Genomic DNA, 22,638 nt, shown 5'->3' with positions numbered 1-22,638 from the left:
AAAATACCGTTACCAGCATAGATACTTTTCTTTATATTGTGTCAACAAGATATTGACGATTCGACGAAATGACAGGGAATTGCCCTTGGCCACGGGAGTAAATTCTTATCAGCCTACTTGAGATAGATATATTTGTAGAAGGTAAACATTTCAAACATGCCGCCTACGATGCTGATGGTAAGGCATATAACTACGATACCGTGCCCTAAATTGCCAGCACCAAAGGTGATTAAAAAATCGGCTAAATGCGACCGGCCTAGTTCACTGATGGCTGATAGGGGTGACCACGCACCCAAGGTTAGTGCGCCAAATGCTACGCCAACAACAATGGCTGGCAGCATAAAGCAAATGACTAACGTTAAGGCCAAAGAACTGAAAAGTTGAAAGCCCATTTATACCTCCTGCCACGTTGTGACCAAATGGGCGTAAGGAACCACCCCAACCATAGGCGGAATAGTTTGAAAAGGACGGCAACTTGAGAAATCTTAAATTTTCATAAAATTACAGAGCATTTGGCAGGCAACCTTTACTAACCATTAAATCATCACACCATTTAGCTACCGATTACTATACGTAGAGTGTCGTTTGGTAAAGCGTGGCTTGTTTGCTGTCGTGGTTGCCCTATTAGAGATGCGCAATGGAAGCAGATACTGCTGTAAGGGTTGGCAATATTTGGTTGCCCTTAGTAAGGGGCAATGCTCAGGGAGGGGCTGCGGTCGTTGGCGCAAGTGATCAAGCCCCTCAGCCTACGGCATCTCCTAACTTAAGGGGAGGCCGTTACTTAACGGAGTCTGGTTTGGGATTTTATTTTTGTGTATGCGCCTTGCCCTAAATCTCATAGTTCGCGAAGGAGCACTTTCTTTTGGCCGCCGTATTTTCTACGTTGAGTTTGGTGAAATGGGGGCAGCGTTTATTGGCTGCTATTCTTCTAGGTGGCCAAGTGGTTGTGCATCTATTGACGCGACCCCTCCATCGGCGCAACACCATGGAGCAAATGGCGGCGGTTGGTCCGGAGTCGTTGCTGATTACGCTGGTGACGGCCAGTTTTGTGGGCATGGTGTTTACCATTCAGGTCACCCGCGAGTTTATTAATTTTGGCGCCAGTACCGCTGTGGGTGGGGTGCTGGCGCTGACGCTGGCTCGGGAGCTGGCACCGGTTTTGACGGCGGTGATTATTGCCGGGCGGGTGGGGTCGGCTTTTGCGGCTGAAATTGGCACCATGCAGGTGACCGAGCAAATTGATGCGCTGCAGTTGCTAAAAACGGATCCGGTGGATTATTTGGTATTGCCCCGGGTGGTGGCCTGCGCTCTGATGCTGCCGTTGCTGACAATTTTGTCGTTTATTACGGGAATGACCGGTGGTTTGCTGATTACGACCACGATGTTTGATATTTCCCAGACTGTTTTTCTCGACTCGGCTCGGGTGTTTATGGATGTGTGGGACCTGGTGAGTGCCATGATCAAGGCCCTAGTATTTGGCACCCTGATTGCCATTATTGGTTCTAGCTGGGGGCTGACCACCACCGGCGGTGCTAAAGGGGTGGGGCAATCGACGACGACGGCGGTCGTGACGGCATTGCTGGCGATTTTTATTAGTAATTTTTTCTTGTCTTGGCTGATGTTTCAAAGTTCAGCTTTGAACTTTTGATGGTGGGATTTAGATGCTGACTTCGGTCAGTTTGTTGAGGTAGCGTTCGATTAGCAAGATGGCGACGATATCGTCGATGGGCCGGGGAATGCTGCGCATGCTTTGGGGTAAGAGGCGGTTCAAACCCTTGGGTGGAAACATTTCCCAGTAGCGATCGCGCGCTTCCAGGCTGCTGTAGCGTTCATCCACCAAAATAATATTCGGCCCCTCGTGTAGGCGGGAAAGCTCCTGCTTCCAAAGTTTGGCCCCGGTCTGATCGCCCATGACGATCAACGAGATGGGATAGGTCTGGCGCAACGTTTCAATATGCTCAACCACATCTTCCGATGCGATCACCTCGTGGTAACACAGAGAACGATCTACTCCCAAAATGGCTAAACCACACTTATTACGACCTGGATCAAAGCCTAAAATGACTGGCTGCGATAGCTTGGAAAAAACAGTAGAGGTCACAGAGCTGACTTTTATAGAGACGTTATAAAACACGAGTGATTTAACTATTCATTATTTTACGACCATCCCCAGGGCTGCTGTATGCAGGGAGGCAAATCTGGAAATTGGATAACGGTTGCTTGCGCTTTCAACAAAATCTGGCAAACTTAAGTCTGGCGAGTTAAATCACTAAATCTTTACCTGTCCTAGAACGACGGTGAAAATACATCATTGGTTCGTTGATTGATCTACCATTTCTTGCGGGTTGACATGCACTATTCACTTTCAGTGGCTGCGAATTTCGGTGGGCACTGGTGTTGAATAGGATGCAAATGCTATGGTTTAAGTACACTTGTACGCACTAGTTCGGGTGCGTTTGCTTTGTGCATGTAAAACGAGTTGAGCTTTCCCACTTTAAATCTTTCGGAGGGACGACTCAGGTTCCTCTGCTACCGGGTTTTACTGTTATTTCTGGCCCCAACGGTTCCGGAAAGTCGAACATCCTGGATGCACTTTTATTTTGTTTGGGGTTGGCCAGTTCCAAAGGCATGCGGGCAGAGCGCTTGCCAGACCTGGTAAATCAGAATCATGCCAGTCGGCGGTCTACGGCGGAAGCCAGTGTCACGGCTACATTTGATATTAGTGATGTATCCGCTGAGTTAATGCAGGATGAGGACGATAGCGAGTCTAGTTCCTCTAATACTTCAGACAGTGCAGAGGCTCCGGCTGAGCCTGCTACCGGGGATGATAGTGCCGAGGCAGATGCAGGGGACGGTGCCGTAGCCGCCGCTGAAAACGGGGCGATTGCTAATGGGGCCGCTGCGGCTAATGGAGCTAAGCCTGAGGGGAATGTGGTTCCCTTGCCGCGAGAATGGAGCGTGACTCGGCGTCTGCGGATTACGGCCCAGGGCACCTACACGTCTAACTACTTTATTAATGGTCAGCCCTGTACGCTGACGGAGCTGCACGAGCAGCTACAGCGGTTTCGGATTTATCCCGAGGGCTACAATGTGGTGCTCCAGGGGGATGTCACCAGCATTATTTCTATGAAGGCGCGGGAGCGTCGAGAAATTATTGACGAATTGGCAGGGGTGGCGTCCTTTGATCGCAAGATTAATCAGGCCAAGCTCAAGCTGGATATGGTGCGGGAGCGGGAAGAGCGGTTTCGCATTGTTGAGCGGGAATTAATCGATCAGCTAGAACGCCTCGATCAGGATCGGAAAAAGGCGGAAAAATATAAGCAGCTGAAGGCCACGCTCCAGGAAAAGACCCAATGGCAGACCGTCTTGGAGTGGCGGCAGCAGCAAAAGCAGGCAGAAACCCTAGAAGCTCAGCTGGTGCAGGGGAAACAAAAAGCGGAGCAATTGGCGCAGCAGCGGGAAGCGTTGGTGGCGTTGATTGACGTGACGGCCAAGGAGTTAGAAACCCTGAACGCTAAGGTCAAAGCCCTGGGGGAAGATGAGCATTTGGCGTTGCAATCGAAGCTGGCTACCCAGGAAGCCGAACTTCGCCAGTTAGAGCGTCAGTCTTTAGGGCTGGGGCAATCTACCCGGGAGCTGGCAGAAAAGCTGCAGACCACCCAGGTGGAGCTACAGCAGCAAAATCAGCAGCTGACTACGGTGGGGCAACAGCTGACGGACCTGAATGGCACCGAGTTGGTGCAGCTACAGTCCGATCGGGATAAAGCGGCACTGGCTGTGGAAGAGAGCCGGGAGGCGACGAGCGCGATCGCATCCGCATCCCAGGCCTGGGTAGAAACCCAAACCAACCTCCGCCGCGAAATCGAATCTTTGCTGCAAGTGCTAGAGCCCCAGCGATCAGAGCAGGTGCGGCTGCAAGAGCGGCTAAATCAGCTACAAAGCCAGATCACGGCTCAAACAGCTACAATCCAAGGCCTAGAAGCGGAATTTAATGCTGCCCCCCAGGAGGAAGCCGCCACCCTATCGACGGCTGAAGCGACCATTCAAGGGCTGGCCCAGGCGGTGTCTGCGGCTGAGCAAGAACTTAAGGTGCAGCGGGAAACCCGCGAGCGTTTGCTACGGGAGCAGCGAGAAAAGCAGCGTGAGTTAGACAAGCTCGAAGCCCAAGAGCAGGCATTGCAGGAAACTCGCGGCACCCAGGCGACGGAAGTGCTAGTTAAAAGTGGCCTCACGGGTATTTGTGGTTTGGTGGCTCAGTTGGGGCGAGTGGATCCCAAATATCAAACCGCATTGGAAATTGCTGCCGGGGCCCGGTTGGGCTATTTGGTGGTGGATAATGACGGTGTGGCCTCCCGAGGGATTGATATCCTCAAGCGTCAGCGGGCCGGGCGGGCTACGTTTTTGCCGCTAAATGCGATTCGCACCCCACGGGTGCAAAAGGTCGGCCGGTGGGAGCGCCCCGATGGGTTTATCGACTATGCGGTGGATCTGATTGAGTGCGACGATGTCTATCGCGATGTATTTGCCTTTGTGTTTGGCGGCACGGTGGTGTTTGAACGGTTGGGGGATGCCCGCCGCCATTTGGGTAAGTTTCGCATGGTGACCCTGGATGGCGAGGTGCTAGAAAGCAGCGGTGCCATGACCGGGGGTAGCCTGCGCCGCCAGGGACGATTGCACTTTGGCACGGTGGACCCAGGCGAATCGGCAGAGGCGAAGGCACTGCGGGAGCGCTTAGAGGAAATTGATCGGATTTTGGCGGGCTGCGATCGCGCCGTCGCTAAGGCCGATGCAGCGGTCCAAGCCCAGTCTAAGGCGCTGCTAGAGGCGCGCCAAAGCTATCGCGAACAGCAGTTGCAAAACACCCAGGCCCAGCAGCAACGCCAGCAACTGCAACAGCGCCTCGAAAAAGCACAACAGCAGCAACAGCAATACCAAACCGAATATGCGGCGGCTCAACAGCGGCTAGAGGAGCTAGAAAAAGCCCTGCCCGATCAAGAAAACCGCTTGCAGCAAAAACGCCAGGAACTCACTAACTTAGAAGAGTCCCAAACCCATAGCGAATGGCAGCAGGCCCAGGGAAAAGTGCGGGCGCTAGAAGCCGAGCTAACCTCTCGTCAGCAGGCACTGCAAGCGGCCCAGCAGCGGCAAAATGAGCTAGAAGCCCAGCAGCAGCGGCTCCAAGAAAAAATCCAAGTTGGCCAGCAAACCATCGATCAGTCCCGCCAGCAGCAGCAAGCGCAGATCAATCAGCAAACCGAACTCAACAAACAGCAGGCCACCCTAAAAGAAGACATCATCGCTACCCAGGCCGCCATTGCTGAACTCGATAAAACCCTGAAGGGAGAAAAGGTCGAGCGCGATCGCAAAGAGCACCAGCTACGGGACCAGCGCAACCAGCTCCAGCAGCTAGAGTGGCAACAGCAAAAACTGAGTGAGACCCAGCAAGAGCGTCAGCAGCAGCTCAACGAACTGCAGTCTGCCATTGAAGTAAAACAAGCCGAGTTGCCAGACCCCCTGCCCGAAGTCCCCGAGGACCTCACCCTCGAAACCCTGCAAAAGCAGCTCAAATCCTTACAGCGCCGTCTAGAAGCCATGGAGCCCGTCAATATGCTGGCCCTAGAAGAGTATGAGCGCACCCAGGAACGCCTCGAAGAACTCACCAATAAGCTCACCACCCTAGAAGAAGAGCGTACCGAACTGCTGCTGCGCATCGAAAACTTCACCACCCTGCGCCGCCACGCCTTTCAAGAAGCATTTGACGCCGTCAACGAAAACTTCCAAGCAATTTTTGCGGAGCTGTCCGATGGCGATGGCTATCTGCAGCTAGATGACCCCACCGATCCCTTTAATGGTGGCCTTAACCTCGTCGCCCACCCCAAAGGAAAGCCGGTCCGTCGTTTGGCTTCCATGTCCGGTGGAGAAAAATCCCTCACCGCCCTTAGTTTCATCTTTGCCCTCCAGCGCTATCGCCCATCGCCGTTTTACGCCTTTGATGAGGTCGACATGTTTCTCGACGGTGCCAATGTTGAGCGTCTTTCCAAGATGATTCGACACCAGGCCCAGCAGGCCCAGTTTATTGTGGTGAGCCTGCGACGACCGATGATTGAGTCCGCCGAACGCACCATTGGTGTCACCCAGGCACGGGGAGCCTACACCCAGGTATTGGGAATTAATCTACAGCGTGCCTCTGCGGGGGGCTAAGGGGGGCAATTTTTAGGCCTGGGGCACGCCCTGCCTCGAAAAATTGGATAGCACTATAGATCTCATTCGGTTTCACACACTGTCAAAAAACTGAAGCATAGGGTGTAATGTGGGGAGGCATATGTTTCATTCAGTTAAGAAACATACCCGCCGGTTAAGTGCACTATAGAGTGCACCCTTGCAATCCCACACAGTAGATCCCAGCGATGAGTTTTGAACAAAGTCGGCTGCGCTCCGACATGATTGGCACCCAAGTAATTACCCGCGCCACAGGCCGTCGTCTGGGCGTGGTCAGTCAGCTGTGGGTCGATATAGATCGATGTGAAGTGGTGGCTTTGGGCTTGCGGGATAATATTTTGTCTAAAGTGGTCTCTGGACCTGAGCAGATCATGATGCTCAGCAGCATTCGTCAGATTGGCGATGTGATCTTGGTGGATGACGATACGGTTATTGAAGATGACATTAGCCTGGCCACCTATAGCAATTTGGTGAAAAGCGAAGTTATTACCGAATCTGGCGAAGGCTTGGGCCGTGTTCGAGGATTTAAGTTTGACGTTGTTAGTGGCAAGCTCCAATCCCTAGTCATTGCCTCCATGGGGTTACCCCAAATTCCCGACCAGGTGATTAGTTCCTATGAGCTGCCGGTGGAAGAAATTGTCAGCACCGGTCCTGACCGCATTATCGTCTTCGAAGGGTCTGAGGAAAAGCTCAAGCAGATTAGTGTCGGCTTATTAGAGCGTTTGGGCTTGGGTGCGGCCCCTTGGGAACGGGAAGACGATGGCTACATTATGCCGACGTCGGCCAGTAATCAGCTGCCTTCTGGGATTAAGCAACCGGCCCCCCAGGCTCGGCGGGAAGTGGCTCCTCCCCAACGGTTGGAGCTAGAGCAGCCTACGCGCCAACCGATTGAGCAGCCCGTGCCCGAGGAAGAGCCATATCAGGCAAAGCCTTTGAATATTCCTCAAAAGAAAAAAGTAATGGAATACGAAGAAGAAGACTTTTAGGGTTTTGTCAGGATCGATATTGCCATTGGTGAAATAACCATATAGGGTATTGCGTGGTCGCTGTTCTAAGCCACGTGCCAGTTAAATTTGATTATTTATTTGATCAAAAGCTTCCCTACCTGGACGTGTGAAACGTTTATCAATTTGTTTATTGTGCGCTCATGGTAGCTTCACCCGTGCCCGTTATTCCTGCTCCATTGCAAAAGCTATTCGTTATGGGTTTGCCAGTACACCGTAGTGTGGACTACGTGGGGTGGCTTTTACAGGTGCTGCGGTCTGGGCAAGGGGGCCATGTGGTCACCTTGAACGCCGAAATGTGTGTCCAGTCTGAGACTAATGCGGACTTCCGGCAACTGATTCAAGATGCCACCTTAGTGATTCCTGATGGTGCAGGTGTCCAGCTTTACTTTCAATGGGTGCAACGCCAGCGGATAAAGCGCTATCCAGGTATCGAATTTTCGGTGGATGTGTTGTCGCGGCTGCAGGCCACGGAATCGGTGGTTTTTTATGGGGGTAAGCCTGGTTTGGCGACGGCCGCTGCAGATAGTTGGCAGGCCAAGTTTCCTGAGCTGAATGTTGCGATCGCTCAGCACGGTTACCTATCAGAGTTAGAACAAATCAGTTTTCAGCAAGAATTACAAGCTTTGCAGCCCAGCGTCATTTTTGTGGGCTTAGGGGTGCCGCGCCAGGAAATGTGGATTGCCAAACATCGGCACCTATGCCCCCAGGCTATGTGGATCGGTGTGGGCGGCAGTTTTGACATTTGGGCCGGAAACAAGGAGCGCGCTCCTAGCTGGATGTGCAATAACAACCTAGAGTGGCTCTATCGGCTTTACCAAGAGCCTTGGCGCTGGCGCCGGATGCTAGCCTTGCCCAAGTTTGTTTGGCGCTCCATTGGCTATGACTTAGGCTGGCGTCGCTAGGTCGCGTGCCTACGGTTGAGTCGTCGGGTGCGTGTATAACGGGTGCATGTATAACCAGAGCATGGCTACGTGAAGCAATAAAAAAAAGTCAAATAACTAGACATTTTACCTATTGCATATATCCTTATATAAATAAAATCTGCTTGAGATTTTTTAACCGTGTCGCTCTCCTAAACATTGCCCCCTAATGACATCTGCTGTGACTTCGCCTAAAGCTCGTTCTCCTCGTAGCCAGACCGCTTCAGTTCGGCGCGCCCATAGGCGAGGGCAGACGGGGCAAGTCGTCACGCCGCCTGCCCATGCGGCATCAACAGACACCCAGCAGACATCGCCTCCCCCTGCTAGCGCTGTTTCACCCCTAGTGAGCCTCACCGGTGTCACTAAGACCTATGACAACGGTAGTCAGGCTCTACGCAACATTAACCTGCAAGTCAAACGGGGTGATTTTCTATTTGTCACCGGTCCCTCTGGGGCAGGTAAATCCACCTTGCTCAAGCTACTCTATGGCCAAGAGCGAGCTACCGCAGGTGACATTATGGTCGATGACCAAAACCTGGCTAAGCTCAGGGGCAACCGACTGGCGATGCTAAGGCGCCGCATTGGCATCGTTTTTCAAGACTATAAGCTCATTCCCAGACGCACCGTGGCCGAAAATGTATCCTTTGTGCTATGGGCCCAAGGGTATAACCGTCGAGAAATTAATCGGCGACTGCGACCCACATTGCGCATGGTCGGTTTGCAGCATAAATCTAGTAGCTTTCCTGACCAGCTGTCGGGGGGAGAGCAGCAACGGGTGAGCATTGCTCGGGCCGTTGTCGGTACTCCGCCGTTGCTGTTAGCGGATGAACCAACGGGCAATTTAGACGGGGATAACTCCCGTCAGGTGATCAAAATTTTAGAAAAATTAAATTCCATTGGCATCACAGTCATTGTCACCACCCATGATGAACAGCTGGTGCGCACATCTAGCCATCCCGTTGTGCAGATTAAAGATGGGCGTTTGACCTACGTCAGACACTAGGGGGCATGCCTGTGTTTGCCTAGCAGGTGACCCATGGATGCAAAATTTAGCGATTTCACTAGGACTCTAGGTTTAAGGTGGCTGAGTTTATACAGCTTTAAACCTAGAGTCCTGTTTGATCACGGTTTCTATCAAGTTGCAGGCCCAGGGAGTCCAATGGTTGTCAATATTGGGTTGCTCCTGGGGCAGGGCCCGTTTTATGTATAGGGCAATAAATCCTTGGGCATAGGGCAGGATCACGAGGTTACCTGTCTTAGTGCGCATCATTACATGGTCTAACTGGGGTAACTCCATTTCATCCATTAAGAGCTGCTTCAGCCCCAATGCTTGAAAGGCTAGCCGGATCCAGTCATCATCCTGGTGCTTGGCGGTGGTGACAAAATACTGTCGCGGTAAGCCCTTTGGATCAAAAACCGCTACGCCTAGTATTTGATCAATGTTTGGCAAGTTGGTGGCTTGAAACGATTGGGGATTGGAAGTAGAGACCACGGTAAATGTCTAGTGAGTGGCCCAATGGGTGACCTTCAATTTCCAGATTAGGCTGGACACCATATTGGTAAATACATGGGCCACCACAGGAATGAGTAAATTGCCGCTGGCTAGGGCACTATATCCTAACAGTGCGCCTACACAGGTTGCCCAAAGCATGTAGGGCCATTGGCGCAAATCACTCATGTGAAGTAAACCGAAGCACAAACTCGATAATATTAATGCCGTCCAATTACTTCCCAATGCCGGTAACATCACGCCACGGAACAGTAATTCTTCACTAATGCCGGGTAATAACCCTAACCAGAGAACGTCCGGTAATACGAGTGGAGTCAGAATATAGTTCAGGTAAACGTTGGCACTGCGTCGATAGGTTGGCCAAAGTCGGTATAGGACACCACTAACAATCGTGATACTCGTGCCTAGCAGTATGCCGATACCTATGGGGTGCAGTCCTAGCTGAGTTGATATTTGCTGAACTGAGCCGAGCAGTAGCCATAGACGAGCGACTACAAATAAAACAAGAGCCGTCGCTGCGATCGCAACCAGAACCTGGATGCGCGACAAAGGCTCCATACTGGGGTTAGGTGGGGCAGGCTGATTCAAAAAACAAAGCGGCCGTTAGTAAATGCCGAACGAACTAGGCGATACCATATTACGCTTTCCCTGGTATTACGCCTATGCGTGAATCTATTTATCCATGGCTACATTTATAACGTCAGTATTTCCTACCAGGGGGGCTCATGTCCGCCTGCTAGTGATGCAGCATTAATTAATACGAAAAAAGAGTATTAAATGATACCTGCTAGGGACAGCTTAAAAGCCGAATTAATTGATTTATCCAAGATGGGTATCCCATGCCTATTAGCTGCTTTTATGCCTGGATATTGCTAGCACATATTGATGATTTTCTATTTCAGAAAAAAACTCTTGAATTTAATTTGATTGATGCTCTTTAGGTCTTGACTGCAAGGAATAGCACTGCTTGAATCTATCGATTTAATTGAAGAAAAATATAATTTAAATAATTAAAAAATGGCGTTAGAACAAGTTATCTTTGTGACCCTGAATATGTGAATAAACAACCAAATTAAATGTTAAAAAACTTCAATTATTGGGCTTCATTAAACTATCAGAATGCAATTCAAGTTAAATCAAGTTTGAGATTCATTATTTAATTCCACGATTTTCCATTACCCCTCATCTACCCACGTTGTGTCGTCTATATATATAAGATTCACCTATGGGAACTCCCTTTGATATTTCTGCCGCAAAAAAGAATACCGTCAATATCTATGAATGTGAGGTTCGTCTCAAATTTCGCATCATTGAAGAAAAGCTGGCTATAGATGGTCGAGATGACGGCTCATTAGTTGAGTCATTAGTGGATGCTTACACCTATGGTGAAGATGAATATTTTGAGTCCTTAGAGTCTCAGGTCAATATCCATGAAGTAGAGGCATTAGAAGCGTCCCCAGCGATGCGGCGCCAGCTGATTCGTCTGCGTAACTCTGATCGGTGGGATTAATCGGGGCGATTTCCCATACTGCAACCCATGCCGAAAATCGTCGCCGAAAAAAAATCCTACTAAGGGTTTGACATAAATTCCCTCGAATTTGTATATTAGTAAAGGCCAAGGCAAAGACGCCATGGCACCTACGCCCCCATCGTCTAGAGGCCTAGGACACCTCCCTTTCACGGAGGCGACGGGGATTCGAATTCCCCTGGGGGTATTGATTAAAAAGACAGGCTATGAGCTATCGGCTCATAGCCTGTCTGGTTTTAAAGGCATTTCTCTACTTATATATAGAGGGAGATGTCAGGTGATGTCGGTTAATTCAGGAGTCATTTTTAGGCTGGTTTTTAGGCATGGATATTACTGTCAAACTTGTCCAAGCAAATAAACGACTGAAGAGTGCCAATACCAAGGTGACTATTAACCGACGACATTAGGGCGTATGACGAACAGCCTGCATATAGATTCTGGCCAAGCTGGTAAAATAAATTAGACTAGTATCAATGTACTATTCATGTCTGATTTATTCATTGAGAATTGCCTGGAGTATCTAGAGATAGAGCTGGAGCATGATGGTGGTTATCCAGACTGGGAGGATCGATTTGAGAATCCTGATCAGTTAGCGGCGATTGAAACGCTGAACAATCAGGTTGTTGTTATCAATGCCTCTGAAGACTCTTCAATTCGTGGTGCTTTTTATGTAGTTGTTTATGAGAACTACCATTGGAATATGTCCCCTGGTCAAAGACGACTCTATGAAATATTGTTGGCCATGCAAAAGGGCTCGCTGTATTGCATTACCACCATGGGCCAGCTCACCAAAGCGTTAGATCTAGAGATTGTTTATGCGGCCTATCATCGGTTTACAAACTTAAAATCCATCAACGCTATTAAATCTGTGGTCAGGGAACAATAACGGACGGCAGAAAATTTAACGTTATAAGCCATCGGGTCTTTTTGGGAAATAAGACCCGATTTTTTATGCCTGGCCTGAGTTGTTAACCTGGCAAATACTCAGAATTACGACTCTTTGGTTAAACTCGAAATTTGAAAATGCATTTGCCGTTGGGTATTTTCGGAACTAGCCGCTACTCAAGACAACCTATCAGCCCAGTTGAGTCGATCAGAGCTGCGTTCATTTAGAATAAATCTGAAAAATTGGGTATTTCTGGAATTTAACAGCCATGATTGTTGATGGTTATTGGATGTATATCCAGAAATAAGGTGCTGTATGGATAGAGAACTAGCCCAGTTCACGCTTAGTGATGATGACGGTACTACATTTCTAGTAGAGGTAGATAAACCTCAATCTACAGGGCGTGGTCCTGGTGTGGAGCGGGTTTCTACACCAGATACTAATCGGATGGTGTACCAGGCTAGCCAAACTTTAGAAGAAGCGTTAGATAAGGTACAGCCTGTAGTTTCTAAGGTTGTGTCTCGCATGAAATCCGGTCTGACCACCCCGGCTAATGAAGTAGAGGTTACGTTTGGTCTTAAATTAGGAGCTGAAACCGGCATCGTCTTTGGCTCTGTCGGTGGTGAGGTTACCTTTGAGGTCAAGCTAAAGTGGGAAAAAGAGTCAGAGTAGATGCCAGCGATAGAGTTTGAGGTTGGAAAACGCGCCATTGTCCAGGTCTATCGCGGTAATGCCGATGAGATCGCAGGTACTGGCTTTTGGATCGGTGGTCGCTATTTAATGACCTGTGCCCATGTAGTGGGTGAAACCGCATCATTAGGGCAGCAGGTTGGTGTGATGTTTGATCAAGCTGGCCAGACAGAGTGCCTGACCGCTGAGCTGGTGTATCACTCATTTAATGCCGCTGAAGGCTACGAAGACATTGCTGTTCTTCGTTTGTCAGCTCCCATTGATGTCAATCCACCGTTAGTGCCAATTCAGTTCCCATCTAGTTTTCAAGACTATCTGGGAGCGACAGTGCGTACCTTTGGTTATCTGGCTGGTAATCCGGCTGGGCGTAACCTTTCCGCGCAAACGGCTGGTTCTACACGGAACTGGCTGCAACTGGAAGTTCCCCAAGGACTGGGAACGGCTATTCGTGAAGGGGTGAGTGGTTCACCTGTGTGGCACGAAGACACTCAACTGTTTGTTGGTCTAGTGGTTGCTCGAGACGCACTTTATCCAGATGATCGGCTGGGATTTATGATTTCCGTCGATCAGTTGCGTACGCCCCTAAAGCTAGTGCAGCGTAAACGGTTATGGGATGTGCTGGAGCTCCATGCGGAGACATTAAGGAGTCAGATCGCTGCTGCCTATCGTCTTTGCCGTGGCGAGAATGCTCGCGGAGCGCTTCATAACGACCCTGAAAAGATGTTAGAGGAATTGTCTAGCCAGGGCGCTGGTGGCGATGATGGTGTAGATAAGCTGGTGCAATTCACGGCTAGCCTAGTAGACAATTTAGTACCTCAGCAATTTGGGAGTTTAATTACTACATTAACTGCCTGGGCGAATGAGTTTACCGATGATTTTGATGCGGTTAGAACTCAAATGCGTACAGCCGCATTGGAGCGCCAAAATCAGGAAGTTGTTCCAGCATCGCCTGTACTATTAGTCAGTATTCATGACCGAGAACAAAACGCTGACCTTGACGCACATTTAGTGGATGCTTGGCTGATTCCAGATCCTGCCAAGTATGACCCTAAGGTGGAAGCTGGAGAGACCGTACAACGCTTATCGTTAGAGAAGTCGTTAGTGGAATCGCTGCAAACAGAGCAGCCGGATATCTATCAGGTACTACCCAAGATTATCGAGGCGTATTTGAATCAAATAGCCGCTAAGGATATCGATACCAGTGACCTGACGTTAGAAGTTTTACTGCCCTTTGCCTTGATGAATAAGCCCTTAGAACGATTGGGGATTCCATTTCTCGCGTTTCATGAGCCTCTAGGCATTGCTGATGACGATTGTCCTCAGGTTCTCCTGCGTTCACAGGCTCGGGTGGATCAACCTCGCGCACTATTGCCATGGCAAAAGAAATGGAAGGAAGTGAAAGCCCATCAAGCAACGGTGGCCCAGACAAAATTTATTGAAAAAGATAAAAAACTGAAGCGATCGCTTAAATCCGAAGCTGTATTGGGTTTAAAGCTTTCTAGTTCACCAGATCTCAGTGATGCTGGAGATATTGCATTGCTCGTCATTACTGGTACTCCCCTGGCACTGTGGGTGCGAGATAATGACCATGCAGGTTGTGATTGGTGTAAAACCCTGGATACTGACCTTTTGAGCCACCAGCTGTGCAAAGTGCCTGAAGAAGTTCTTAATCTTCGGCGTGAGACTGAGGAATTGGATGATGATACAGAATATTGTAAATCCGCTAAACTGGGTCACCATTTAGCGGTGTTATGGGAGAATCCCAACCATATCCCCCCAAGTACTGACAATCTTTATTCTCAAGCGCACGCGAATCTATGACCTCCTGGGAAATTTACAAAGGCAGTGGCACTCCCCATGACGATTTGGATCGCCTACCCGATCCACCAGGGTGGCGTGAGTTTCAAGATGTTGGCAAATATCAAGCTCAAAAGGGCACGACGTTTAAGGCTCGGCCTGAACAGATCCAGCTGGTGAATGCGGCGTTGTATTTACGTCGACCGCTCTTGATTACGGGTAGGCCCGGCACAGGGAAGACCTCGTTGGCCTATGCGGTGGCTCATGAGCTAAAGCTGGGGGAAGTACTTTACTGGCCAATTACAACACGCACTACATTAAAGCAGGGGCTGTATAGTTACGATGCCATTGGTCGTTTGCAAGATTCCCAGGTGCAACCGTCAGAATCTGCTAAGACGAACCAAAACAAGACGGCTGCCGAAGAACTGGAAGCGATCGGTAAGTACATTCGTTTGGGGCCACTGGGCACAGCGTTGCTGCCAGTATTGCCCGATCGGCTGAAGCGCCCCCGGATTTTATTGATCGATGAGATTGATAAAAGCGATATTGACTTGCCCAATGACTTACTCCACACCTTTGAAGAAGGGCGTTATCGCATTGATGAATTAGAGCGCATTAAAGAAGTGCTATCTACAGTAGAAGTGAGCACTTCCTATGCACAGACCACTGAGACCGCTGAGATTATCAATGGCCAGGTGCAGTGTAATGCCTTTCCCTTTGTAATTTTGACCAGTAATGGAGAGCGCGACTTTCCACCACCCTTTTTGCGTCGGTGCATTCGTTTAGAAATGGAAGAGCCCGATCCTAAAGAACTGGCCGATATAGTGTCGCGTCACTTGACTGCCCTGGATTCAGAGGTACTAACTAAGGCTCAGCCGATTATTGACGCTTTTGTTGAAAAGCGTAGTAGCGAAGAACTGGCAACAGACCAGTTGCTCAATGCGATTTATCTTCTTCTGCAGGAAGGTATCCCAGCGGCAGATGTAGAGAATAATAATCTGCTCGATAAGATATTAAAGCCGCTTTCTGGGCCTGGAGCATAATGACTCAGGTGGCACCGACAGCATTAGCGAAGTTGATTGCTCGTTTGCGATCAGCGGGTGTTGATTGGGATGGCGAAAATATCGCTGACTTGCTTTGGCTGGTCAACTATATCGATGCACCTGCTGCCCAGGCGAGTACAGAGCCTGATGACGATGACAGAGATGACTCTAGGGCCGATGAATCTAGAGATACAGGACCGTTACCCTCTGCTGCACCCAGTCGAGATCCAAACCTAACGTTATCGGCCCCGTCGTCCCGTGATAATCAGACCCAGCAGGATAAACCTATACAGCGCGGTATTCCATTTCAAACCCCTACTGCGCCAGCACTTCGTAAAACTCTTGCCCTGGGCCGTTCGTTACGGCCTTTGATGCGTAAGGTGGAGTCCTATACCCAACAGATTTTGGATGAAGATGCCACTGCAGAGCAAACGGCAGAACGGCAGTTTTGTATGACCGTGATCAAACCAGCCCGTGAACGCTGGTTAGAGCTGGTGCTGGTAGTCGAAGATTCAGCATCTAGTTTTCTCTGGCGTGATACGATTCGGGATTTTCAGCAGGTGCTAGAACGCCAGGGAGCCTTCCGCACCATTAGTACCTGGTATTTACAAACCACCTCTGCCGGAGAAATTACCTTATTTGCGAAACGTCCGGTTGGTAATGTATCCCCTCGTCCCCGTGCGCCTAAAGAACTGATTGATACGTCAGGCCGACGTTTAATTTTGGTGATCAGCGATTGTATTTCACCCGCATGGCAGACAGGTACCTTGCAGGCAAAGTATTTATCTCTATGGGCTAAACATAGCCCGGTAACCATTGTGCAGATGCTACCGGGGCGGCTGTGGTCTAGAACGGTGTTGAGTGCTGGGCTAAGAACCTCCTTTTCGGGGCGATGCCCAGGGGTGCCCAATAACCAGCTAATCAACCATTTACCCCTGACATGGGAAGACGATGGCGATCCTGGTCTAAAGCTACCGGTGATTACGCTGGAGCCATCGTCTATGGTGCAGTGGGCCAAAATGCTGGCTGGGTTTGGAGATGCCCAGGCCATGGGCATTTGGTTTGATGCTCAGTGGCAAGCGGCTCAACAACAAAACCCTCCACAATCTGTGCCCCCATCGTCAGGTAGTGAAGCGGAGCAGGCCCAGTACTTCGTTCGTCGCTTTAGTAAGACTGCATCTGATACGGCCAGAGAACTAGCATCTTTGATGGCCCTGGTGCCGGTGGAATTGTCGTTGATTTATATCATCCAGGCAAAGCTGTTGCCACAATCTACACCGTTGCATGTGGCCGAAGTGTTTTTAAGTGGTCTAATAAAACGTCAGCCAGAATCTGCCTCTGCTGCGAATGAAGAGAGTCAACCTGCTGTGGATGCTGTGGCGGACCAGGGGAGTTTATTTGCCACCAAACGCCGCTATGAATTTGTGCCAGGTGTGCGTAAGTTACTGATTGACACGGTGGATACGCCATCGGCAGAAATTGTTCTCAATGAAATTTCGACTTACATTGGCAAAAAACTGGGTAAGTCCATTTATAGCTTTACGGCCCTTTTGCGTCTGGAAGAAGAACTAGACGATGTAGGCGAAGAGTTTTTGACCTTTGCGTCAGTGACCAAGCAGGCACTGCGTCGATTGGGGGGGAGATATGCGGAATTAGTGGAAGCATTGGGGATGCCTGTTGCCCAAGGTGCATCTTCTTTGGATGAGGCTGAACCGATTTATTTTCCAGAGCTGGAAGAGTTTGAATTTATTGATGCTCGGTTTGAGGATGGTGTTGCTGAGATCGGTTTTCCACCAGCGCTGCAGACTGAAGAGTTTTTGATTCTCACCTTGGAAACGGATGGTACGGATGGTGGGGAAGCCTATGAACAGCAGAGAGCCTCTATGGTTGGGGCGTGGATAGAGGAATGGGGTGATTTGCCTGAAGAAGGGGATACAGTGCTGTTACTGCAGGCTGAAATAGAACAGCCACAGGAAGTTGTGATTAGCCGACCAGATTCGGTATCGGATTCATCTTATTTTTGGATTGTGCGAGCTGAAGAGAATTCAGAAGAACAAGTTGATATTCAAGATTTACGTCCATTATCTTATTTAGATACTTTAGAGAAAGATGATGAGCTGGAGCCTTTTGAGGTGACTGTTGTAACCCTCACTGGCAGCGGCCAGCAGTGGCAGCGCCAGGACCGACAGCAGACGGCTTATCGCTATGTTGAACAACTCCCCTCAGAGGTGCCGTTAGAGATGGTGGCTATTCCTAGTGGAAGCTTTGCGATGGGTTCCCCAGAGGATGAACTAGAGCGTTATGACAATGAATTACCTCAGCATGAAGTTACGGTGGCGTCTTTCTACATGGGTCGTTATCCGGTGACCCAGGCCCAGTGGAATTCTGTTGTCGCTTTACCCCAGGTAGAGTCGAAGCTAGATGCTGATCCTGCCATGTTCAGAGGAAAAGATCGACCTGTAGAGCAAATTTCTTGGCATGATGCGATGGAGTTTTGTTTTCGTTTATCGGCTTACACGGGGAATGAGTATCGTTTACCCAGCGAAGCAGAGTGGGAATATGCCTGTCGAGCCGATACAATTACACAGTTTCACTTTGGAGATATGATAACCACTGAAGTGGCCAATTACGATGGTGTTTACACCTATGCAAATGGCCCTCCGGGAGAGCGACGCGGTGAGACTATGCCCGTAGATCACTTAGGCTTTGCCAATGCTTTTGGTCTGAGTGATATGCATGGCAATGTGTGGGAATGGTGTCAGGATCATTACCATAGTAATTACAGTGGTGTTCCAACTGATGGAACCGCTTGGGAAGATAAAGGAAATGAGGATGACAAAGAGATTAATCGCGTGCTACGCGGTGGCTCTTGGCATGCCTATCCCAGGTATTGTCGTTCAGCCTATCGCTACCACCTTATGCCCGGACTCCGCACTTACAGCTTTGGCTTCCGTGTAGTATGTTCCGCGCCCAGGATTCTCCCATAGCTCTTTCTCTCTTGTGCCCTCTTGTCCTATGCAAAAAGCTAGCCCCTTTTCCATTAAAGAACGTCGAGGTCAAAACCGGTATTACGACGAACCCATTGCCGCAGGCGTATGGTCGCTGCAAATGATGGAGATACCGGCAGGTAGCTTTGTGATGGGCTCCCCGGCAGGAGAGCTGGACCGCTTTGATAATGAAGGGCCTCAGCATGAGGTTACCCTGGGCCGTTTCTTTATGGCTAAGTATCCGGTGACCCAGGCCCAGTGGCGAGCGGTGGCGGCGATGGAGCAGGTGAGCCAAAAATTGGAGCCGGAGCCCTCGCACTTTAAAGGAGAGCTGCATCCAGTGGAGAACGTCTCCTGGCATGATGCGCTGGAGTTCTGCGATAGATTAACCCTCCATACCAATCGTCAATACCGATTGCCTACAGAGGCTGAATGGGAATATGCCTGTCGAGCTGGTACGACTACTCCATTTCACTTTGGTGAAACTATTGATACTCAATTGGCTAACTATTGTGGCGATCACACCTATGGAGAGGGCTCCAAAGGAGAATATCGCAAAAAAACCACTCCTGTAAATCACTTTAAAGGGGCGAATGCTTTTGGTTTGGTGGATATGCATGGCAATGCGTGGGAGTGGTGCCAAGATCATTTCCATAGTAATTATGAGGGAGCACCGAATGATGGTAGTTCATGGGAAGATCGAGAAGCAGAAGATCGTCGCGTACTACGCGGGAGCTCTTGGTATGAGGGGCCGAAGTTCTGTCGTTCCGCTTATCGCCTTAACCTTACGCCTGGCGATCGATACAATAACCACAGTTTCCGTGTAACCTGCTCGGTATTAGAAGACTTATGTCAAGTAACTAATGAACTTCTAAATAGCTTGAGCCCTCGTCAGCGAGATGTTCTGCGTTTACGGTTTGGACTAGATGATGGACGTATGAAGACTCTTGATGAAGTAGGTCAAATCTTTGCGATTACCAGAGAAAGAGTCCAACAAATAGAATCCAAAGCTCTTCATAAATTGAAAGGGAGGCATCGATTAAGTATTGCAAAATTATTAAATTTTTGTAGATTGAATTGTGGAAGAAGGGTCTGACTATTTTGTCTACAGGATGTTTCAGAAGCTCTTTGTTAATTTGCTCACGCTACCCCACTATGTCTCCCAGACTACGCCGTACCTCACGTAAAGCCAAAGGGTACGTAGAACCAGATATATCCTTGCCGTCTGAGGTATTGCCGCTCCATATGGTGTTGGTTCCTGGTGGCACCTTTATCATGGGCTCACCAGAGGATGAATCCGGGCGAAGAGATAATGAAGGTCCGCAGCATGCGGTCACAGTTTCATCGTTTTTTATGGGGCGATATCCAGTTACCCAGGCCCAGTGGCGAGCGGTTGTAGCCCTGCCTAAGGCAGAACGAAATTTAGCCGAAAACCCATCGAACTTCAAAGGAGATAATCATCCAGTAGACTCCGTGAGTTGGTATGACGCAGTGGAGTTTTGTCAGCGCCTGGCACAGCACACCAAACTACCCTATCGCTTACCTAGCGAAGCGGAGTGGGAATATGCCTGTCGAGCAGGCACCCAAACGCCTTTTTATTTTGGGGATACCATTGCTAACAATTTATCTAACTACAATAGTAACTACACTTATGGCGATGGGAGAAAAAGTGATTATCGAGAAGCGACTACCTTGGTAAATGAGTTTGGCATTGCAAATGTTTTTGGACTTAGTGATATGCACGGTAATGTTTGGGAGTGGTGCGAGGATTTATGGCATAACAGTTATCAGAATGCACCGACTGATGGAAGAGGTTGGATAGCTGCAAAAGATTCTGATAATCGTGTACTCCGAGGTGGCTCTTGTCTTAACAATCCGAAGAATTGTCGGTCGGCTTTCCGAGATAATCATTCACCTGATGTCCATGACTTGAATAATGGTTTCCGTCTAGCCTGTTCTTCGCCCAGGATTCTGCAATAGTACTTTTCTCTCTCTTGCTCTTTTGGTGTGATGTAGCAAGCTACATGTTAGGAGCTTAGTGTAAGCTCCCCAACCGAGTGGAGAGCCGTCTCTCCCAGTGAATTCCGTTTCATTGTCCCCTCGTAAAGGAGTCTCAGACTCGAATGGCGCTGACTTAAGAATGTTGCATGGCAAAAAAATAGCCAAGAGCCCCACCGATAAAGGAGAATGGCCTTGGCTCACAAAAACATGCTTCTACTATGCTTCATTCTGTTGAAATACTCAAGCTCAAGCTGTCTGAGCGATCAGGCAATCCCTTTTCAGGCATCCTTAATGACCGTGTCATTGAGGATGCGTTGCACCGGGCAAAGGTCACTTACCGCAAACGACTGTTTACGCCTATCGTGACGTTGTGGGCGTTTCTGTATCAGGTGTTGGATGCCGATAAAAGTTTATCCAATGCGGTGAAGCAGATTCAATGTTGACTGGCCGTTGAAGACGCACCGTTACCTTCACTAAACACGGGAGGCTATGCAAAAGCGCGTCAGCGGCTACCGGAATCAGTTCTGTGCGAGCTCTTTGAGCATACGGGTGCAGTCATTGACGCTCAGACATCAATGGCCCATCTGTGGCTGGGGCGAGTGGTTAAAATACTCGATGGTTCAAACGTGGTAATGGCCGATACACCGGCCAACCAAGTAGCCTATCCGCAGCACTCGAATCAAAAAGCGGGCTGTGGCTTTCCCATCGCTAAACTCCTCGTCGTGTTCTCGCTAGCGACTGCGGCCGCTGTGGCGATCCGCATTGCCGATTTCAACACCTCAGAAATCACCCTGGCTCGTCAGTGGTATCAAACCTTAGCACCCGGCGATATCGTCCTGGCGGACCGAGCCTATGGTAGCTATGTTGACCTAGCCCTCGTCGCACACCATAAAGCCGATGGTGACCTTCCCCAAAAAAAGTGGACATATCCGATGAGTCGTAATGCAGGATAATGTTCAAATGACTAAAAAACCACGTCGCTACTTTACCGATGAGCAGAAAGCGGAAGCGGTCAACATCGTGAAGCAATCAGGCAAACCGGTCAGCCAAGTCGCCCGAGAAATGGGGCTGACAGAAAGTGCTCTGCGCAAATGGGTGAAACAATCCCAGATTAACGAACACCCGAGACTTGAGGGTGAATTAACGAGTGCCGAGCATCAAGAATTGGTGAGGCTGCGGCGTGAACTAAAACACGTCAAACAGGAGCGTGATTTCTTAAAAAAGGCCGCAGCCTTCTTTGCCAGGGAAAGCGCCGACTTTACGAGCTAATCCATGCCGAGAAGGCCAATTTCCCGGTTACCTTGATGTGTCGAATGTTGAAGGTCACGCGCAGTGGTTATTACGCCTGGTGTGAGCGTCAAGGCTCTCGCCGAGCACAGGAGAATCAGATCGTGTGTGAGCAAATGGTTGACATTTTTGAGACCAGTCGTGGTACCTATGGTTCGCCTCGGATGCATGCGGCCTTATTGGCTCGTGGCACTGAGGTGGGTCTCAATCGCGTCGCTCGCTTGATGTCCCAGCTTGGGCTTCGCGCGAGGCCGAAGCGTAAATTCAAGGCGACCACTGACTCTGAGCATTCCTTTCCGATTGCGGACAACGGTTTGAATCGGGCGTTTAAGACGGTTGAACCTGACCGAGTTTGGGTGGCTGATATGACCTATATTTGGACGAGACAAGGCTGGCTATACTTGGCCGTCATTATCGACTTATTTTCTCGTCGAGTCGTCGGTTGGTCGATGGCTGACCACATGCGCACCGAACTGGTTTTGACCGCATTAGAGGCGGCATTAGGTCAGCGTACTGCCTCGCCCCAGGGATTGATGTTTCATTCTGACCGAGGCAGTCAATATGCGAGCGCAGACTATCAACGGGCCTTGCAAGCGGCAGACATTCAAGGCAGCATGAGTCGTCGTGCAAATTGTTGGGATAATGCCGTTGCGGAGAGTTTCTTTGGTACGCTTAAAACAGAGTTAGTGCATTCTAGGATTTTCTCTGATCAGGCTGAGGCTAAAACCGTAATCGCTGAATGGATTGAGGTTTTTTATAATCG

Annotated in this window: 21 protein-coding genes and 1 tRNA gene; 18 read left to right on the top strand and 4 right to left on the bottom strand. The window is 49.6% G+C overall.

From position 1 onward, the window contains the following. Positions 1-113 precede the first annotated feature (113 nt). Complete coding sequence (locus IXB28_RS15865) at positions 114-392, bottom strand: hypothetical protein (protein ID WP_215619587.1); 279 nt, start codon at positions 390-392, stop codon at positions 114-116. Between the two features lie 470 nt (positions 393-862). Between IXB28_RS15865 and IXB28_RS15860 the strand changes: the two genes are divergently transcribed. After that, on the top strand, positions 863-1,648 hold the full coding sequence (locus tag IXB28_RS15860; RefSeq protein WP_215619586.1) for an MlaE family lipid ABC transporter permease subunit: 786 nt from the start codon (positions 863-865) through the stop codon (positions 1,646-1,648). Between the two features lie 9 nt (positions 1,649-1,657). Here IXB28_RS15860 and IXB28_RS15855 read toward each other — a convergent pair whose 3' ends face one another. Next, entirely contained in the window at positions 1,658-2,101 is a 444-nt protein-coding gene (locus tag IXB28_RS15855) for a RuvC family protein (protein ID WP_215619585.1), read from the bottom strand. Between the two features lie 362 nt (positions 2,102-2,463). Here IXB28_RS15855 and smc point away from each other — a divergent pair, with 362 nt between their 5' ends. The 4 genes from smc to ftsE all read left to right on the top strand — a co-directional run bounded on the left by smc (position 2,464) and on the right by ftsE (position 9,149). After that, positions 2,464-6,201 (top strand): chromosome segregation protein SMC, encoded by a 3,738-nt coding sequence (gene smc, locus IXB28_RS15850; RefSeq protein WP_215619584.1) that lies wholly within the window; start codon positions 2,464-2,466, stop codon positions 6,199-6,201. A 206-nt stretch (positions 6,202-6,407) separates the two neighbouring features. Further along, positions 6,408-7,205 (top strand): PRC-barrel domain-containing protein, encoded by a 798-nt coding sequence (locus tag IXB28_RS15845; RefSeq protein WP_215619583.1) that lies wholly within the window; start codon positions 6,408-6,410, stop codon positions 7,203-7,205. Positions 7,206-7,366: 161 nt separating this feature from the next. Beyond that, on the top strand, positions 7,367-8,128 hold the full coding sequence (locus IXB28_RS15840; protein WP_215619582.1) for a WecB/TagA/CpsF family glycosyltransferase: 762 nt from the start codon (positions 7,367-7,369) through the stop codon (positions 8,126-8,128). A gap of 187 nt (positions 8,129-8,315) precedes the next feature. Continuing rightward, complete coding sequence (gene ftsE / locus IXB28_RS15835; protein WP_215619581.1) at positions 8,316-9,149, top strand: cell division ATP-binding protein FtsE; 834 nt, start codon at positions 8,316-8,318, stop codon at positions 9,147-9,149. A gap of 87 nt (positions 9,150-9,236) precedes the next feature. Here the strand turns inward: ftsE and IXB28_RS15830 are convergent, their stop codons facing one another. Together IXB28_RS15830 and IXB28_RS15825 are read right to left on the bottom strand one after the other, a co-directional pair. After that, complete coding sequence (locus IXB28_RS15830) at positions 9,237-9,638, bottom strand: hypothetical protein (protein WP_215619580.1); 402 nt, start codon at positions 9,636-9,638, stop codon at positions 9,237-9,239. A 9-nt stretch (positions 9,639-9,647) separates the two neighbouring features. Next, positions 9,648-10,244, bottom strand: a complete 597-nt coding sequence (locus IXB28_RS15825) for a CPBP family intramembrane glutamic endopeptidase (protein ID WP_246559828.1) — start codon at positions 10,242-10,244, stop codon at positions 9,648-9,650. 637 nt (positions 10,245-10,881) lie between these two features. Here IXB28_RS15825 and IXB28_RS15820 point away from each other — a divergent pair. The 13 genes from IXB28_RS15820 to IXB28_RS15760 form a co-directional block, all read left to right on the top strand. After that, positions 10,882-11,166, top strand: a complete 285-nt coding sequence (locus IXB28_RS15820; protein WP_215619579.1) for an Npun_R1517 family heterocyst differentiation transcriptional regulator — start codon at positions 10,882-10,884, stop codon at positions 11,164-11,166. Positions 11,167-11,298: 132 nt separating this feature from the next. Then, a tRNA-Glu gene (locus IXB28_RS15815) sits at positions 11,299-11,371 on the top strand. 297 nt (positions 11,372-11,668) lie between these two features. Continuing rightward, the gene (locus IXB28_RS15810) at positions 11,669-12,070 is read left to right on the top strand and encodes a hypothetical protein (protein WP_215619578.1); all 402 of its coding nucleotides are present in this window, start codon (positions 11,669-11,671) and stop codon (positions 12,068-12,070) included. A gap of 315 nt (positions 12,071-12,385) precedes the next feature. Further along, on the top strand, positions 12,386-12,742 hold the full coding sequence (locus IXB28_RS15805; protein WP_215619577.1) for a CU044_2847 family protein: 357 nt from the start codon (positions 12,386-12,388) through the stop codon (positions 12,740-12,742). After that, on the top strand, positions 12,743-14,581 hold the full coding sequence (locus IXB28_RS15800) for a VMAP-C domain-containing protein (RefSeq protein WP_215619576.1): 1,839 nt from the start codon (positions 12,743-12,745) through the stop codon (positions 14,579-14,581). Next, positions 14,578-15,600, top strand: coding sequence for an AAA family ATPase (locus IXB28_RS15795; protein WP_215619575.1), 1,023 nt, complete (start codon positions 14,578-14,580; stop codon positions 15,598-15,600). The genes IXB28_RS15800 and IXB28_RS15795 overlap by 4 nt, the downstream gene beginning before the upstream one ends. Next, positions 15,600-18,587, top strand: a complete 2,988-nt coding sequence (locus IXB28_RS16955) for a formylglycine-generating enzyme family protein (protein WP_326521073.1) — start codon at positions 15,600-15,602, stop codon at positions 18,585-18,587. Before IXB28_RS15795 ends, IXB28_RS16955 begins: the two co-directional genes overlap by 1 nt. Before the next feature lie 28 nt (positions 18,588-18,615). Then, positions 18,616-19,683: a formylglycine-generating enzyme family protein gene (locus IXB28_RS15785; protein ID WP_215619574.1), complete on the top strand. Its 1,068-nt coding sequence runs from the start codon at positions 18,616-18,618 to the stop codon at positions 19,681-19,683. Positions 19,684-19,742: 59 nt separating this feature from the next. Next, positions 19,743-20,567 carry a formylglycine-generating enzyme family protein gene (locus IXB28_RS15780; RefSeq protein ID WP_215619573.1) on the top strand — a complete coding sequence of 275 codons (825 nt, stop codon included), beginning with the start codon at positions 19,743-19,745 and terminating at the stop codon, positions 20,565-20,567. Positions 20,568-20,806: 239 nt separating this feature from the next. Beyond that, the gene (locus IXB28_RS15775) at positions 20,807-21,031 is read left to right on the top strand and encodes a hypothetical protein (RefSeq protein WP_215619572.1); all 225 of its coding nucleotides are present in this window, start codon (positions 20,807-20,809) and stop codon (positions 21,029-21,031) included. A gap of 132 nt (positions 21,032-21,163) precedes the next feature. After that, complete coding sequence (locus IXB28_RS15770) at positions 21,164-21,541, top strand: transposase (RefSeq protein ID WP_215619571.1); 378 nt, start codon at positions 21,164-21,166, stop codon at positions 21,539-21,541. Between the two features lie 7 nt (positions 21,542-21,548). Then, positions 21,549-21,857 carry a transposase gene (locus IXB28_RS15765; protein ID WP_215619570.1) on the top strand — a complete coding sequence of 103 codons (309 nt, stop codon included), beginning with the start codon at positions 21,549-21,551 and terminating at the stop codon, positions 21,855-21,857. Next, a partial coding sequence (locus tag IXB28_RS15760) for an IS3 family transposase (protein ID WP_326521083.1) occupies positions 21,857-22,638 on the top strand: 782 nt, incomplete at its 3' end. The genes IXB28_RS15765 and IXB28_RS15760, both read left to right, overlap by 1 nt.

The organism is Leptothoe kymatousa TAU-MAC 1615, from assembly GCF_018739865.1.
GTDB classification, from domain to species: Bacteria; Cyanobacteriota; Cyanobacteriia; order Phormidesmidales; family Phormidesmidaceae; genus Leptothoe; species Leptothoe kymatousa.
This window is presented reverse-complemented; position numbering and strand designations above follow the sequence as displayed.